Origin of the sequence: Halomonas salipaludis (assembly GCF_002286975.1) — a bacterium.
Taxonomy (GTDB): domain Bacteria; phylum Pseudomonadota; class Gammaproteobacteria; order Pseudomonadales; family Halomonadaceae; genus Franzmannia; species Franzmannia salipaludis.
In genome coordinates, this window is the sequence record NZ_NSKB01000004.1 from 464056 (window position 1) to 479739 (window position 15684).

The 15684-nt window shown below is 65.2% G+C and carries 18 protein-coding genes; 12 read left to right on the forward strand and 6 right to left on the reverse strand.

Annotated elements, in window-relative coordinates; genetic code table 11:
- The first annotated feature begins 21 nt into the window (after nt 1-21).
- The 4 genes from CK498_RS12585 to CK498_RS12600 are packed head-to-tail and all read left to right on the forward strand — an operon-like array spanning nt 22 to nt 3132.
- Nucleotides 22-720 carry an amino acid ABC transporter permease gene (locus tag CK498_RS12585; protein WP_095621194.1) on the forward strand — a complete coding sequence of 233 codons (699 nt, stop codon included), beginning with the start codon at nt 22-24 and terminating at the stop codon, nt 718-720.
- Nucleotides 707-1537: an amino acid ABC transporter ATP-binding protein gene (locus CK498_RS12590; RefSeq protein WP_095621195.1), complete on the forward strand. Its 831-nt coding sequence runs from the start codon at nt 707-709 to the stop codon at nt 1535-1537. Before CK498_RS12585 ends, CK498_RS12590 begins: the two co-directional genes overlap by 14 nt.
- A gap of 43 nt (nt 1538-1580) precedes the next feature.
- Nucleotides 1581-2300, forward strand: coding sequence for a DUF1989 domain-containing protein (locus CK498_RS12595; protein ID WP_095621196.1), 720 nt, complete (start codon nt 1581-1583; stop codon nt 2298-2300).
- 10 nt (nt 2301-2310) lie between these two features.
- Nucleotides 2311-3132, forward strand: coding sequence for an agmatinase (locus CK498_RS12600; protein WP_095621197.1), 822 nt, complete (start codon nt 2311-2313; stop codon nt 3130-3132).
- A 13-nt stretch (nt 3133-3145) separates the two neighbouring features.
- Here the strand turns inward: CK498_RS12600 and CK498_RS12605 are convergent, their stop codons facing one another.
- The gene (locus CK498_RS12605) at nt 3146-3703 is read right to left on the reverse strand and encodes an NUDIX hydrolase (protein WP_095621198.1); all 558 of its coding nucleotides are present in this window, start codon (nt 3701-3703) and stop codon (nt 3146-3148) included.
- A gap of 130 nt (nt 3704-3833) precedes the next feature.
- Between CK498_RS12605 and CK498_RS12610 the strand changes: the two genes are divergently transcribed.
- From CK498_RS12610 to CK498_RS12620, 3 genes are read left to right on the forward strand one after another with little or no spacing between them, the layout of a single operon-like run.
- Nucleotides 3834-4487, forward strand: a complete 654-nt coding sequence (locus CK498_RS12610) for a CoA pyrophosphatase (protein WP_095621199.1) — start codon at nt 3834-3836, stop codon at nt 4485-4487.
- Between the two features lie 5 nt (nt 4488-4492).
- Nucleotides 4493-4828, forward strand: coding sequence for a hypothetical protein (locus CK498_RS12615; RefSeq protein ID WP_095621200.1), 336 nt, complete (start codon nt 4493-4495; stop codon nt 4826-4828).
- 7 nt (nt 4829-4835) lie between these two features.
- Nucleotides 4836-5486, forward strand: coding sequence for a 2OG-Fe(II) oxygenase (locus tag CK498_RS12620; RefSeq protein WP_095621201.1), 651 nt, complete (start codon nt 4836-4838; stop codon nt 5484-5486).
- Nucleotides 5487-5495: 9 nt separating this feature from the next.
- Here the strand turns inward: CK498_RS12620 and CK498_RS12625 are convergent, their stop codons facing one another.
- Nucleotides 5496-5936: a YtoQ family protein gene (locus CK498_RS12625; protein ID WP_095621202.1), complete on the reverse strand. Its 441-nt coding sequence runs from the start codon at nt 5934-5936 to the stop codon at nt 5496-5498.
- Nucleotides 5937-5992: 56 nt separating this feature from the next.
- Nucleotides 5993-6970, reverse strand: a complete 978-nt coding sequence (locus CK498_RS12630) for a lipid A deacylase LpxR family protein (protein ID WP_095621203.1) — start codon at nt 6968-6970, stop codon at nt 5993-5995.
- A gap of 335 nt (nt 6971-7305) precedes the next feature.
- Here CK498_RS12630 and CK498_RS12635 point away from each other — a divergent pair, with 335 nt between their 5' ends.
- Nucleotides 7306-7995, forward strand: coding sequence for a helix-turn-helix transcriptional regulator (locus CK498_RS12635; protein WP_095621204.1), 690 nt, complete (start codon nt 7306-7308; stop codon nt 7993-7995).
- 63 nt (nt 7996-8058) lie between these two features.
- Nucleotides 8059-8697 carry a glutathione S-transferase family protein gene (locus CK498_RS12640; RefSeq protein WP_095621205.1) on the forward strand — a complete coding sequence of 213 codons (639 nt, stop codon included), beginning with the start codon at nt 8059-8061 and terminating at the stop codon, nt 8695-8697.
- A gap of 103 nt (nt 8698-8800) precedes the next feature.
- On the opposite strand, the gene CK498_RS12645 is transcribed toward CK498_RS12640, so the two are convergent.
- Nucleotides 8801-9880: an NAD(P)-dependent alcohol dehydrogenase gene (locus CK498_RS12645; protein WP_095621206.1), complete on the reverse strand. Its 1080-nt coding sequence runs from the start codon at nt 9878-9880 to the stop codon at nt 8801-8803.
- A gap of 187 nt (nt 9881-10067) precedes the next feature.
- Here CK498_RS12645 and CK498_RS12650 point away from each other — a divergent pair, with 187 nt between their 5' ends.
- Together CK498_RS12650 and argC are read left to right on the forward strand one after the other, a co-directional pair.
- Entirely contained in the window at nt 10068-10835 is a 768-nt protein-coding gene (locus CK498_RS12650; RefSeq protein WP_095621207.1) for a class I SAM-dependent methyltransferase, read from the forward strand.
- A gap of 70 nt (nt 10836-10905) precedes the next feature.
- Entirely contained in the window at nt 10906-11853 is a 948-nt protein-coding gene (argC, locus tag CK498_RS12655; protein ID WP_095621208.1) for an N-acetyl-gamma-glutamyl-phosphate reductase, read from the forward strand.
- A 103-nt stretch (nt 11854-11956) separates the two neighbouring features.
- Here the strand turns inward: argC and CK498_RS12660 are convergent, their stop codons facing one another.
- Nucleotides 11957-13627: a C69 family dipeptidase gene (locus CK498_RS12660; protein ID WP_217987768.1), complete on the reverse strand. Its 1671-nt coding sequence runs from the start codon at nt 13625-13627 to the stop codon at nt 11957-11959.
- 176 nt (nt 13628-13803) lie between these two features.
- Here CK498_RS12660 and CK498_RS12665 point away from each other — a divergent pair, with 176 nt between their 5' ends.
- On the forward strand, nt 13804-14697 hold the full coding sequence (locus tag CK498_RS12665; protein WP_095621209.1) for a DMT family transporter: 894 nt from the start codon (nt 13804-13806) through the stop codon (nt 14695-14697).
- A 157-nt stretch (nt 14698-14854) separates the two neighbouring features.
- Here the strand turns inward: CK498_RS12665 and CK498_RS12670 are convergent, their stop codons facing one another.
- Entirely contained in the window at nt 14855-15643 is a 789-nt protein-coding gene (locus CK498_RS12670; protein ID WP_095621210.1) for an SDR family oxidoreductase, read from the reverse strand.
- Nucleotides 15644-15684 lie beyond the last annotated feature (41 nt).

A 15684-nucleotide genomic window follows, 5' to 3' on the forward strand; every position in this document is an offset into this window, starting at 1 on the left:
ACACCCCGAGGAGCTATCGTCATGTTCGATCTTGCCCTGCTCTGGGAGACCCGTGAGCTGATCCTGCAAGGGCTGTGGAACACCGTCTGGATCTGTTTCCTGGGCTGCCTGGTGGCACTCTCGCTGGGCCTGGTGCTGGCCGCACTGCGGCTCTCGAGCCCACGCCTGTTCGGCTACCCGGTGGCCTGCTACGTCGAGCTATGCCGCGGCACGCCGCTGCTGGTGCTGCTGTTTTTGCTCTACTACGGCGGCCCCGGCATCGGCCTGCGCCTCGACGCCGAGATCGCCGGCGTCACCGGCATCGGCCTATATGGTGCCGGCTACTTCGCCGAAATCTACCGCGGCGGCTTCAAGTCGATCCCCAAAGGCCAGCTCGAGGCGGCACGCATGCTCGGCATCTCGCCCTGGCACGCGCTGATCCGCATCCAGATCCCGCAGATGCTGCGCCTGATCGTGCCACCGGGCACCAACCAGCTGATCATCCTGGTCAAGGAGTCGGCGCTGATCTCGATCATCTCGGTGGACGACCTGACCAAGAACGCCACCACCATCGTCAACCAGACCTTCAACGTGATCGAGCCCTACCTGGCCGTCGCCCTGCTCTACTGGATGATCATCGAATTGATCGCCCGCGGCGGCTATGCCCTGGAGAAACGCCTGGCCAATCGCCAGCCGCGCCACGTCGCCCAACCAGGAGACACCGCCCATGCCCACGGCTGACACCACCACCACGCCCACCGCTGCCACGCGCCGGACCCGCGGCGAGGCGATCGTCGAGGCGCGCGGTATCGGCAAGTCCTTCGGCGAGCTCGAAGTGCTGAGCGATATCGACTTCCGCCTCGCGCCGTCGGAGGTGGTCTGCGTGATCGGCCCCTCCGGCTCAGGCAAGTCGACCCTGCTGCGCTGCCTGGCGTTCCTCGAGCCCTACGACCACGGCAGCGTGCATATCGACGGCCAGCTGCTCGGCTACGAGGAGCGCGGCGGCATGCGCGTGCGCGCCCGGGAGTCGCGCATCGACGCGGTGCGCGCGCCGGTGGGCATGGTCTTCCAGCACTTCCACCTGTGGCCTCACCGCACGGCGCTGGAGAACGTCAGCGAGGCGTTGCGACTGGTCAACGGCCTGTCGCGCCGCGACGCCGAGGCCGAGGGCATGGCGATGCTCGAGCGGGTCGGCCTGGCCGAGCGCGCCGGCCACTTCCCCGAAAGCCTCTCCGGCGGCCAGAAGCAGCGCGTGGCCATCGCCCGGGCGCTGGCCATGCAGCCGCGGGTGATGTTCTTCGACGAGCCCACCTCGGCCCTCGACCCCGAACTGGTCGGCGAGGTGCTCGACGTCATGAAGCAGCTCGCCCACGACGGCATGACCATGGCCATCGTCACCCACGAAATGGGCTTCGCCGCCAAGGTCGCCGACCGCGTGGTGTTCATGGACCAGGGCCGGATCGTCGAGAGCGGGCCTCCCGAGACGCTTTTCCGCACGCCCCGCAGCGAGCGGCTGCAGCAGTTCCTCAATACCTGGCGCGAGCGCCATATCGATTGATGCCTCAGCTCAGCAGCTGACCGATCACCACAAGGAGAACACCATGAGCAGCAAGCCAACCTTCGACCACGCCCGCATCGAGCAGCTGCCGCGCAGCAACAGCGAACCCTGCGGCCACAACCACACCCTCGAGACGCCGATCTCCGCCGACGGCACCCCGGTGCTCGGCGAACGCTACGAGGTCGCCGCGCGCGGCGGCCGTGCGGTGCGCCTCAAGCAGGGCCAGACCATCCGCATCATCAACACCCACGGCACTCAGGTCTGTGACACCTGGGCCTTCAGCAGCGACAACCTCAACGAATTCATGTCCTGGGAGCACGGCCGCGCCTGGCTCAGCGGGCTGATCCCCCAGGTCGGCGACCCGCTGATGAGCAACCGCCGCCGTCCGATCATGACCCTCACCGCCGACACCTCACCGGGCATCCACGACACCCTGATGGCGGCCTGCGACCTGTTTCGCTACATGACCCTCGGCGTCGAGGGCTATCATGACAACTGCGCCGACAACCTGCGCCTGGCGCTCAAGGCGATCGGCATCGATGCCCCGGAGGTGCCGCAGCCGCTCAACCTGTGGATGAACATCCCGGTCAACACGCAGATGAAGGTCGACTGGTGTCCGCCGGTCTCCAAGCCCGGCGACTACGTCGAGCTGCGCGCAGAGATGGACTGCATCGTCGCCATGTCGTCCTGCCCCCAGGACATCATTCCGATCAACGGCGAGGACTGTGTCCCCGTCGAGGTGCACTTCGACGTCCACGCGTGAGGAGACGCTGATGGCCGCCAGCCTGGCCCGCCTCTGCGCCCGCCTCGGCCCGCGCGAGATCCGCAACCAGTCGAGTCTGATGCGCAGCATCCACCACGTGACCCGCCAGGATCCCTTCGCTCAGGCGCGTATCGCCGATATCGGTGACGTGCGCTTCTCGTCACTCTACGACCTCGAACGGGTCTCCGACGACATTGCCGCCCACTATCGCGCCATCCACCAGGCCGGGCTGCTCCCGCTCAGCGCCGGCGGCGACCACTCGGTGACCTACCCGATCCTGCGCGGCCTGGCCGCCGAGGCCCCGGTGGGGCTGATCCAGATCGACGCCCACACCGACACCTGGGACGAGTTCCAGGGCTCGAAATTCCACCACGGCGGACCCTTCCGGCTGGCCTGCGAGGCCGGCCTCATCGATCCCACCCGCACCGTGCAGATCGGTATCCGTGGCGCCCAGAACACCGCCCAGGGTTGGGACTACTCGGATGCCACGGGAATGCGGGTGATGTTCATGGAGGAGGTCGAAGCGCTGGGTATCGAGTCGGTGGTCGCCGAGGCCCGGCGAGTGGTGGGTGATGGCCCGGTGTATCTGTCGTTCGATATCGACAGCGTCGACCCAGCCTTCGCGCCAGGCACCGGCACGCCGGAAGTCGGCGGGCTGACCAGCCTTCAGGCGCTGCAGTTGGTGCGCGGCTTTCGCGGCCAGCCGCTGATCGGTGCCGACGTGGTGGAGGTAGCACCGCCGTTCGATCCCACCGGCAATACCGCCCTGCTCGGCGCCACCCTGATGTATGAGCTGTTGTGTCTGCTCGCCGAACAGCGGGCAACGGCCTGAGCGCGTCGGCCTGTCAGGCCGAGCCGAAGTAGCGCTCGCGGTCCTCGGCGGTGACGTCGCTGATATGCAGCGGGTAGAGGCCGTCGCGGCGGTCGCGGTAGAAGTGGCGCAGGGTGCGTTCGATGGTCGGGAAGGCCAGCTCGTCCCAGGGGATCTCGTGCTCCTCGAACAGCGCCACTTCGAGGCTCTCGGGGCCGGCGTCGAAGCCGCCCTCGAGGTCGGCGCGGAACATCATGTAGACCTGGTTGATATGCGGCAGGTTGATCAGCGTATAGAGGCCATGGATGATCACCTCGGCGCAGGCCTCCTCGCGGGTCTCGCGGGCGGCCGCCTCGACAGTGGTCTCGGCGTTCTCCATGTAGCCCGCCGGCAGTGTCCAGAACCCCTTGCGCGGCGAGATCGCGCGGCGGCACAGCAGCACCCGGCTACCACTCACCGGCAGGGTGCCGGCGACGATGCGTGGATTCTGATAATGGATGGTGCCGCAGGCGTCACACATGAAGCGCGGGCGGTCGTCGCCCTCGGGAATCGCAAAACGGACGGTCTGGCCACAGTGGCTGCAGAAGTTCATGGCTCTCCTTCGTGGCGCGGGGTCAGGCCAGCCGCGGTGTGGCGCAAAAAGGCAAGCCGTCGCCTGGGACGCAGCGCCTTGACGCCTGTGCGGGAGCTGGGTACAACACATGAAACCCAGCGGATGCCCCATGTTAGAGAAACTGCGCGAGCGCCTGCAAGCACACCGTCCTCAACGCCTAACACTCGCCATGCCCGAGGCGGCGGTGCTGATCCCGATCGTGAACCGGCGAGAGCCGACGCTGCTGTTCACCCGCCGCGCTGACCACCTCAATACCCATCGCGGCCAGGTAGCCTTCCCCGGCGGCAAGCGCGAGCCCCACGACCGCGACCTGCTCGACACCGCACTGCGCGAGTCCGAGGAGGAGATCGCACTGCCACGGGGGCAGGTCGAGCTGCTTGGCCAGCTCAGCGAAGTGGTCTCGTTGCACGGCCTCAAGGTCACCCCCTACGTGGGGCTGATCCCGCCAGACCTGCCGCTGACCCCGGATCCCAACGAGCTGGACGCGATCTTCGAGGTGCCGCTGGCGCTGTTTCTCGACGACTGCCGCAGCCACACCGACGTGATCACCGTCGATGGCCGCCCCTACTACGTGCCCAGCTATCAGGCCCAGGGGCAGGTGATCTGGGGGCTCTCGGCGATGATGCTGGTGGAGCTGCTCAGCGAGGGCTTCGGCTGCCCGGTGAGCCTCGACCGCGCCCCCGAGGGCGGCCCGCTGCGCCACCGCGCGCCGCGACGCGGGCCGCGTCACACACCACCTTCCACCCACCATCGACAAGATTGAGCCGTATGACCCAAGCCGTCCTGATCAGCCTCGCCGTTGCCGCCCTGCTGGTGTGGTTCTTCATGCGTACCAAGGCCAAGGGCTTTCAGCTGATGCGCTGCGCCCTCTATCTACACAACCTTGAGGAGATCATCGACGACCACCCCGGCGACGACGACCTGGTGATCACCCAGGAGCAGGCCGAACAGGCCTACCAGGCCGCCCGCGAGGAGTTCGCCGGCATGGCTACCCGCCAGGGGCAGGCCTACTGCGTGCATGTCACCCAGGCCCAGCTGCGCGCCTATGGCAACAAGAAGAACGTGATGCTGGCTCGCGCCCGCGCCCACGGTTTCCCGGAGTGAAGGCGCCATGAACCGCCTCGCCTTCGACCCGCAGCGCCTCGCGCCGCTGGTCGATGCCCTGGTCGCCCAGGGCTGGTTCGTGGGCGAGGCGTTCATCGACGCCGAGCTGTGCCAGGCGCTGTTCGCCGAGGTCAGCCAGCTTGCCGAGCTCGACGCCCTGGCTGCCGCCGGTATCGGCCGCGGCAGCGAGCACCACCTGCGCCGCGACATCCGCGGCGACGCCATCCACTGGCTCGACCGCGATAGCCTGGCCCAGCGCCGCTACCTGGCGGCCATGTCCGAGCTGCAGCAGAGCCTGAACCAGGCGCTCTATCTGGGGCTGTTCGAGTTCGAGGCGCACTTCGCCCACTACCCGCCGGGCAGCTTCTACAAGACCCACGTCGACAGCTTTCAGGGGCGTGCCAACCGGGTGGTCTCCACGGTGCTCTACCTCAACCCCGGGTGGCCCGCCGACGGCGGCGGCGAGATGGCGATCTACGCCAGCCAGGACTCCCAGCGAGAGGTCGCCCGGGTACGCCCGGAGGCCGGCACCTTCGCCTGCTTTCTCTCCGAGACGGTGCCCCACGAGGTACTGCCGACCCGCCTGCCACGGGCCAGCATCGCCGGCTGGTTCCGACGCAACGCCTCGCTGGGCGGGCGGATCGACCCGGCAAGGTAGGTCTTGGCCTCAGGCCTTGAGCACGTAGCGCAGGATCTCGACCACTTGGTCGGTGCTGGTGGCCCAGGCCATCGCCTGGGCGTCGACCTCCTTGAGCGGGTGCACGATGTCTTCGCCGTGCAGGGTCACGTAGGGCTTGCCCAGCGCCGCGCAGTAGCCGGCATCGAAGGCCGCGTTCCACTGCTTGTACTTGTCGCCGAAGCGCACCACTACCAGGTCGCTCTGTTCGATCAGGGTCTTGGTACGGATCAGATTGACCTTGGAGGACTTGTGGTCGCGCCAGAACGGCTGGCTCTCCTCACCCAGGTGGTCGCCGGCGGCATCGCTGGCGGCGTGGTCGGTCACCGCCGAGGTGAATACCACGTCGAGGCCCAGCGCCTCGGCGCCGCGCTGGATCTCATCGCGCCAATCGGTGTGGATCTCGCCGGACAGGTAGACGTAAAAGCTCATCGGGGCTCCATGGCATGACAAAAAGGTCGGCCATCATAGCCCAGCGAGGCAGGCGATCAAAAATCCCGCGACAGGGTCACGGCACCGAACACGTCGTGGCTGGTCTGGCCCTCGAACTCGTGGCTACGCCGCACCGCGGTGTAGCTCAGCTGCCAGGCCTCCCAGGCAAGCGCCGCGCCCCCTACCAAATCGCCGACCCATTCGCGCCGCTCCACCGAGTGGCTGCTCTTTACGGTGTTGCCGTCGAGGGTCAGGTTGTGAGCCATGTAGTAGCCCTCGATGCTAGCGAACAGGTACCAGCGCAACCCCGAGCGCTGGGTGAACGCCTGGCGACCGCCCGGATTGGGCGTGACCGTGGGAATGCCCGCAGCATCATCGCCGAAGCGCACCCCGTACCCGCCGCTGGCGTAGGTATAGAGGTTGCCCAGCGCCAGCCCCGCGCTGGGGCCATGGGCCAGGGTCTTACCGGCCAGCGGCGACTCGTACCACCACTGGCGGCGCAGCGTGGCGTTGACGATCGGCTCATCGGCGAGCTGGTTGTCCCAGCCGCGCGGGCGATTGGTGCGCGAGAAGCGGTGCGCCTCGCGCTGGATGCGCTCAGCCTGGGAGGAGCGCCCCACCATGCCCACGTCGAGATGCAGATCCGTGGCCTGGCGCCAGTCACCGCGCGCCACGTCCTCGTAGAACGACACCCCGCCCAACATCAGCCCGGCATAGGGTCGGTCGTCCTCGATCAGTCCACGCTGATCGATGTCGTCAGGCGTATAGATCTGGTGGATCAGCCGGTAGGCCACCCTGTCGGCCTGGCCGATCAGCGTATCGGGCAAGCGCGCGGCTACCCGCTGGCTCCAGTGCTCGGCCTCGGGGGCAAAGGTCCAGTTGAGTTCGACGCCGCTGGTAAAGTGGCCGTCGTCACTGCTGGCCAGGAAGTCGTTCTCGACCTTGAGGGTGAAGGTGCCGTCGGCGGCGGCCGTCACGGGCTGCGCCGCCAGGGCTGCCGCTGCCAGCCAGCAGCAGAGTCTGCGATAGGTCATGTCTCGATCCTTGAGCATGCGAGTTAGAAACGGTAGCTGAGGAAGGTCCCGGCTACCGGCTGCAGCGCATCGCCGAGGTCGTCGACGATAGGGCTACCGGTGGCCAAGACGCCGAACATCGAGCGCATCCAACTCACGCTGGAGCCAAGGGTAACGAAGGTGCGCACGTCACCATGTGGTTTTCTTGCCGTTATCGTCACAACTCAGCAAACATTTCTGATTGTATGTAATTGTACAATGACAGCGCAAGTGTGGCAGCGGTTATTTCTCTTCAGAGCGGGCGTAAGAAGCTATGCTGCTGCCATAATCGCCAGGGAAATGGAGTCCTGATCGCCATGTCGCGCACGACGCGCCTGTTCGACCTAATGCAATTACTGCGCCACCATCGATGCCCGGTGAGCGGCCAAGTGCTAGCAGAGACGCTGGGCGTGTCGCTACGCACCCTGTACCGCGACATAGCCGATCTCAAGGCGATCGGTGCCCAGATCGACGGTGAGCCCGGTTTAGGCTATGTGCTCCAGCCGGATTTCATGCTGCCCCCCCTGATGTTTTCCAGCGAAGAGGTGGAGGCCCTGGCGCTAGGGCTGATGTGGGTAGAGCGTAGAGCAGACCGTGAGTTGGCCGCTGCCGCCACTGAGGTGCTGGCAAAAGTCTCGGCGGTGCTGCCACGCCAGCTGCATCCCCGCCTGGAAGATCAAGCCCTGCTGGTTGGTCCTGGCTGGGATAAACCCCAGGCGGTCCCATTGCGGGACCTCCGTCAGGCCATTCGCGAGGAGCGTAAGCTGCAGATCAGCTACCACGACGAAGCCGGCAGAGCGTCGACACGGGTCATTTGGCCGGTGAGCCTGACCTTTTTCGAGTCGAGCCGCATCCTCGCGGCCTGGTGTGAGCTGCGCCATGACTATCGACATTTCCGCGCCGACCGAATCGCAGCGGCCACGCCCTTGCCGGAGCACTACCCACGCCGGCGCTATCTGCTCCGACGCGAATGGCTGGCGACGCTCCCCTCTCCCGCACACTCCTGACAAAATCTGTCAGCAGCCTCGATTATGCTGGTAGCTCACCTCAACGGCACTCAGGAGTGCAGCATGCAATCGGCTATTACCTTCTACACCAACCCTTACTCACGCGGCGGTATCGTGCACTGGATGCTCGAAGAGCTCGGGGTGCCCTACCGAGTGGAATATCTTGAATACGGCACGTCGATGAAAGCACCGGACTATCTGGCCATCAACCCAATGGGCAAAGTCCCGGCGATTCGACATGGCGACGTGGTGGTAACCGAGGCAGCGGCGATCTGCGCCTATCTCGCCGACGCCTTTCCCGAGGCCGGCCTGGCTCCGCCTCCCGCGGAGCGAGGCGACTACTACCGCTGGCTATTCTTCGCCTCCGGGCCACTCGAGGCCGCCATCGGCCTCAAGAGCTGCAACCTGGAGATGACCTCCGACCAGGAGATGCAGCTAGGCTGCGGGCGACTCGAAACGGTCGTGGACGTGCTGGCCGACGCGGTTCGGGGACGGCGCTATATCGCCGCCGACCGCTTCTCGGCAGCGGACGTCTACGTTGGCAGCCATATCGGCTGGGGCATGCAGTTCGGCACCATCGACCGGCGCCCGGAATTCGAGAAGTACTGGCAAGTACTGGAACAGCGTCCTGCGCATCGCAACAGCATGGAGCAAATCGAGGCGGCGATGGCCAAATATCCACTACCGGACGCCGGGACCTGATCACCTGATCAATAGCAGCAAATAAACCAAAGCCGAGTCGCAGAGTTGCATAACGCTCTGCGCTCGGCCATTTCTGCTTATCCGCAGCCCTCTTCTACGGCTTTCAACCCGTCTGGATCGCCACCTTGAGCACGCCGTCGCGCTGGTGGGAGAACAGCTCGTAGGCGTCGACGATATTCTCCAGGGCGTAGCGGTGGGTGACCATGGGACCGAGATCGAGGCGGCCGGCGGCGATGATGCTCATCAGCCGGCGCATGCGCTCCTTGCCGCCGGGGCACAGCGAGGTGACGATCTTGTGGTCGCCGAGGCCGGCGCAGAAGGCCCCCAGCGGGATGGTCAGATCCTCGGAGTAAACGCCGAGGCTCGACAGGGTGCCACCGGGCTTGAGCACGCGCAGCGCTGACGCGAAGGTCTGCTGCAGGCCGAGCGCCTCGATGGCGGCATCCACGCCGCGCCCGCCGGTGAGCCTGAGGATCTCCTCGACCACGTCGACCTTGCGGAAATCCAGGATCACGTCGGCGCCCATCTGCTTGGCCATGGCCAGGCGTTCATCGACGCCGTCCACGGCGATGATCAGGCCCGCACCGCGCAGCCGCGCACCGGCAGTGGCACACAGGCCGATCGGGCCCTGGGCAAACACCGCCACCGTGTCACCGATCTTGATAGCGGCGGACTCGGCGCCGGCGAAGCCGGTGGACATGATGTCCGGGCACATCAGCACCTGCTCGTCGCTCAGGCCGTCGGGCACCGGCGAGAGGTTGGCCTCGGCGTCGGGTACCAGCAGATACTCGGCCTGGCAACCGTCGATGGTATTGCCGAAGCGCCAGCCGCCCATCGGCTTGTAGCCGTGGCCGTGGTGGCCTCCGTCCTGGGCGCTGCAGCCGTCCTGGCAGGCGTAGGAGGTAAAGCTAGGACAGATCGCGCCGGCGATCACCCGCTGCCCTTCACGGTAGCCCTTGACGTTGGCGCCGAGCTTCTCGATCACCCCCACCGGCTCGTGGCCGATGGTCAGGCCGCGCTCCACCGGATACTCGCCCTTGAGGATATGCACGTCGGTGCCGCAGATGGTAGTGGTCGTCACGCGCATCAGGGCATCGTTGGGCCCGATCTCGGGGATCGGCTTGTCGTCGATCTCGATGCGGCCGGGCTCGACGAAAATGGCGGCTTTCATCATGGCGGGCATGGGGCAACTCCTCGGTGAGGTAAACACCATCATCAAGCCATACATCGACGCCACACGTATTGCCCTGGATCAAACCCAGGGTTGGATATCGGGGATGGACGAGCCTGCGATAGACAGCTGCTGTGCGTAGTCAGCTTTTTGACGATGCTGCTATATTGGCCACTCCTCCCACCGACGAGACCCGGCCATGACCACACCACCACATACCCCCCCGGGCCAGCACTGGAATGCCGCCGATTACGCCCGCCACGCCGACTTCGTACCCACCCTGGGGAGTGAGGTGGTCAAGCTGCTGGCGCCCCAGGCCGGCGAACGCATCCTCGACCTGGGCTGCGGCGACGGCGCCCTCACCGAGCGCCTGGCCAAGCTCGGCGTCGACGTTCTCGGCGTCGACGCCTCCGAGGCGATGGTCGAGGCGGCCCGTGAGCGGCGTATCACCGCCCAGGTGATCGATGCTCACCAGCTGCCATTCGACCACGAGTTCGATGCCGTCTTCAGCAACGCTGCGCTGCACTGGATGCTCGAGCCCCAAGCGGTGATCGCCGGGGTCAAGCGCGCGCTCAAGCCCGGCGGACGCTTCGTCGCCGAGTTCGGTGGCCACGGCAACGTCGCCGCCATCTGCACCGCGCTGCTGGCCTCGTTGCAGTTCCGCGGCATCAGCGCCCGCGGCCGCCACCCCTGGTACTTCCCCACCGCCGAGGAGTACCGCCTGCTGCTGGAGAACGCCGGCTTCCGGGTCGAGGAGATCGCACTGGTCCCGCGCCCCACGCCGCTGACCACCGGCATGGCCGGCTGGCTCGAAACCTTCGCCAACCCCTTCCTGCACGGTCTCGACGAGGACGTGCGCGAGGCGGTTCTGGAAAACACCATGACGCTGCTCGCCCATAGCCTGCGCGATGATACCGGCCACTGGAGTGCCGACTACGTGCGCCTGAGAGTACGCGCCCGGGTGTGACAAGACGCCGCGAAATCCGCACAATACCGGCTCGAGTTATCGATTCGTTCTCAGCGAGGCATCACACGGCATGGCATTCAAGGTCTACGTAGACGGGCAGGAGGGCACCACCGGCCTGCGGCTGTTCGAGTATCTCAACGCACGCACCGACATCGAGCTGCTGCGCATCGACAGCGACAAGCGCAAGGACCCTACAGAACGCGCGCGCCTGCTGAATGCCGCCGACGTGGCCTTCCTGTGCCTGCCGGACGACGCCTCCCGCGAGGCCGCGGCGATGGTCGACAACCCTAACACCTGCCTGATCGATGCCAGCACGGCCTTCCGTACCGACCCCACCTGGGTCTACGGCCTGCCCGAGCTGGCCCCTGGCCAGCGCGAGGCGATCCGCGCCAGCAAGCGCATCGCCAACATCGGCTGCCACGCCAGCGCCTTCATCCTGCTGGTGCGCCCGCTGGTCGATGCCGGCCTGCTGCCGCCCGACTACCCGCTCTCGGCCTTCTCGCTGACCGGCTACAGCGGCGGCGGTAAACAGCTGATCGCCACCTACGAGGCCGACCACGACGGCCGGCTGCAAGCACCACGCCCCTATGCCATGGGCCTGGCCCACAAGCACCTGCCGGAGATGCAGCAGCACGGCCGGCTGGCCCAACCGCCGGTGTTCTCACCGGTGGTCGGCCCCTTCCTCAAGGGGCTGGCGGTGACGGTGCCGCTGCAGTGCTCGCACCTGAAAGACGGAACCAGTGCCGAGCAGCTGCTCGATACCTACCGCGAGCGCTATGCCGGCGAGCCCTTCGTCCGCGTGCACGGCGTCGACGACATGGCCAACCTCGACGGCGGCTTCTTCGACGTCCAGGGCAGCAACGACACCAACCGCGTCGAGCTATTCGTGTTCGGCAGCGCCGAGCGGCTGTGCCTGGTCTCGCGCCTCGACAACCTGGGCAAGGGCGCGGCCGGCTCCGCGGTACAGAACATGAATGTCCACCTCGGCCTCGACGAGCATATCGGGCTCACGACGTAGGTAGGCATCGCTTACCCTCTACTCGTCCAGCTTAGGACCATGCCGCTGTCTCCCGCCCCGTGGGCCAAACAGCGGCGTAGTCAACCGCCCGGCGAGTCCCTCATCAATCGAACGCGGTCTCGGCGTAATCGCCATGCCGGCGGGGGTATTCGTCGAGTGCCTCCGCATAGCAGTGGATCATCGCCCCCCAACCATGTCGTGCCATCGGCTGGCTGGTGGCCGGCGACGTTTCACCTTCGACAGACTCGCCTTCCGGCATGCGGATGCCATAGGTATCACGCGTCCGCTGTTCCACGTCGCGCACCAGGTCTTCACCCAATGCCAGTGCGGCCAGCAGCTGCTCTTCTGTCCGCGCGGTGAGATATTCCCGAGCCGCGGCTTCGTCGCCTGATTCGAATAGCTCCAGTGCCTGCGTTTCAGCCCCGGCACGGTCATCGATCAACTGACGTTCGAAGCGTTCGATCTCACCGGTCACCGGATGCAGAAAGTCTTCAGGATGCTCGCACGTGTGGTAGAGCAGACGCTTGAAGGTGCGCGTAGCGTAGCGTGTCGCCTCCAGCGGGCCATAGTCGGGGTCGAGGAAATGCGAGTCGGCATTCTTGGTCATGTAACGATGCTGCTTGAACTCAGGCGGCACCTCCTCGGCACCGATAGGTATCCCCACAAAAGGCGTAGTAATCGCACTGGTCACTGCTACCCACAGGGTTTGTAATTCAGGGTGAGTCTGCGGGCGTAGTTCGGCGACCTGGCCATAACCACTGAAGTCGGTAGACCAGCGCGGATCGCGCACGTAAGCCAGCATGTCGTCGAGCGTCAGCGGTGCCATCTCCTCTAGCTCGACTTCACGTGCTGGCGGGTTACGCGCGTCAGTATAGAAAGCGGGATAAAAATCGCCCGGGTCATCAGCCGGGAAGGGTTGGCCGTAGACCTCTTGGACATTGAAAGTGTCGCCCTCGCCATCCCACCAACCTTTCTCGATGGCAAAATCCACGAAATTGTCCGAGGCCATAAAGCCGTCATGCTGGCTTGGATCGGCGGGGAAGTCATGAATATAGCCCGGGTACAGCACACGGACTTGATCAGCTCCCAGACGCTCGGCCGCCCATAGCCCCTGACCACCGGCAAAGTTGATGAATACCCAGCCTTCCTCGGCATCCGCGATCAGGTGGGAGTTGCCGCCGTAGGTCGAGAAACCATGCTCGTCGATCAGGCCACCGATGATCTCTACCGCCTCGCGTGCGCTGGAAGCGCGCTCCATGGCCGCTTTGGCGAGATCACTGTACTGCGGTCCTGTCTGTGGCGTCTGTGTCGCGGCATCCTCCGACATGCTTACCAACTCAGGCCGTGACGGTGACCAGATATCGCGAGCGGCCACGCCCTTCTCATTCAGGCCACCATTGGTCAACGGCGGTGGGAAACCGGCAAACTCTGAGTAGTTCGAGGTAATATATTTATAGGTCGTCGGTACTTGCGGGATATCAATCAGTTCGCCGGGGATTCGCGCCTGGTCCGTTACACCCACCTGCCAAGTCGCCCCCTCGGGATGCTGCTGCCGTGGAATGATCTCGAGCCAGTGGCTTGAAGGTTCATGGCCGAAACCTGCCAGGAAGGTAGTACCATCTTCGGTCAGCTCGCTGCCTACGTACATGCCAATACTTTTTTGATTGGGGTGCCCCATCTCACTCGGCAACTGAACATCCGCCTGAGCGTAAATAGGTATCATGGCACTCAGCACTGTTGTTCGCACGATCAGCCTGCGTCGACTTACGCTCATTGCTTTGACTCCTTTTACCGATGTCATTGAGCAAAGAAACAGTCTTTTACCGTCGGCAATCAAACTCAGCTTGTCAAATGCCCCCTTGCCCCCCCGAGGCAGTCACTCGTTAGCGCGCTTTCTTTCTTACCGCACCGGTCGTAAGCTGAGTCGTCTCCGGTTCACAAGGACACTACATGTCTCCCGCCGATACCCTGCGCCTGCTGCTGCTCTCTTCGTTGTGGGGTCTGTCGTTTATCTTCATGCGCGTGGCGGTGCCCGAGTTCGGCCCGGTACCGCTGGTACTGGTGCGCATGGGCATCGGCGCCCTGCTGCTGATACCACTGCTGCTCGGGGCGCGCTACCTGGGCCTGGTGTGGCAGCATAGGCGCCAGCTATTTCTGCTCGGCTTCGTCAACCACGTGTTGCCGTTCTGCCTGCTGGCACTGGCCACCACCCGGCTGGAGGCCGGCTTCACCTCGCTGATCAACGCCACCACACCGATCTTCACCGCACTGATCGGCGCGCTGTTCTTCACCACACCGGTGCGCCGCCAGCAGTACCTGGGGCTGGCGCTGGCCTTCGTCGGGGTCTATGTACTGTCGGCCAATCGGCTCGATTTCGCGCTGGGCGGCGATGGCTGGTTCATTCTCGCGGTGCTGGGTGCCACTTTCTGCTACGGCATCGCCGGCAACTACTCCAAGACCCACCTCTCGCACCTGCCGGTGCGGGTGCTGGCCGCCGGCAGCTCGGCGATGTCGGCGCTGATCCTGCTGATACCCGGCCTGTGGCTGTGGCCCAGCGAGCCAATCAGCGGTCTGGCCTGGGCCAACGGCCTGGCGCTGGCGGTGCTCAGCACCACCGTGGCCTTCCTGCTCTACTTCGGGCTGCTCTCCAGCGCCGGCGCCACCGCTGCCTCCACGGTGACCTTCCTGGTCCCGGTCAGCGCCCTGCTGTGGGGCTATCTGCTGCTCGGCGAAGTGCTCAGCGTGCAGATCCTGATCGGCATGGCGATCACCCTTACCGGCACCGCCGTGGCCACTCGAATGGTGCGCTTCAGACGGCGCGCAGTGCCGACGCCGCCGCCCTGAAGAGTCCACCAGCTTAGAGGGTGTTTACAAAAGTCACGAGCGAAGGCCAGACAAGGCGAAATCGACTGAAAACGCGGAGTTTACGAGCTGTTAAATGAGCATTTTGAAGTCGATTTCAACGCAGTATGGCCAAGCGTAGTAATTTGTAGACATCCTCTTAGAAAGTGCCGGGATAATTACCTCCATCGATAAGCAGGTTCTGCCCAGTGATATAGCTCGCCTGGGCACTACACAGGAAAGCGCAGTAGCTGCCGAACTCCTCGGCAGTGCCGAAGCGCTGAGCGGGAATCGCCTGGGCTCGCTGGGCGCGCACCGCTTCGCGACTCTCGCCGGAGGCGGCAGCGATCTTGTCGAGGGTGCCGGCCAGGCGCTGGGTATCGAAGGCGCCGGGCAGCAGGTTATTGATGGTGACATTGCTGCCGGCCAGTTGGGGTTGGCGGGCCAGACCGGCGACGAAGCCCGTGAGGCCGCAGCGGGCGCCGTTGGAGAGCCCGAGGATATCGATGGGCGCCTTGACCGTCGAGGAGGTGATGTTGACCACCCGCCCGAAGCCGCGCTCAGCCATGCCATCCACCGTGGCCTTGATCAGCTCGATGGGCGTGATCATGTTGGCGTCCACCGCACCGACCCAGTCGTCACGCTGCCAGTCGCGGAAATCTCCCGGCGGTGGGCCGCCATTGTTGTTGACCAGGATGTCCACCTGCGGGCAGGCATCGAGCAGCGCCGCACGCACCTCAGAGGTGCCGATATCGCCAGCGACGCTGTGCACCTCGATGCCGGCGTTGAGCTGCCGCAGCTGCTCGGCTGCCGCCTCGAGCTTGTGCGAATCGCGCGAATTGATGGCCAGATTGACGCCCTCCCTCGCCAGCGCCGCGGCACAGCCAAACCCGAGCCCCTGACTGGCGGCACAGACAATCGCCCAGCGGCCGTTGATACCTAGCTCCATGATGCTCTCCTGTCGTCGTAATGTGTGTCGCACCGAGCCTG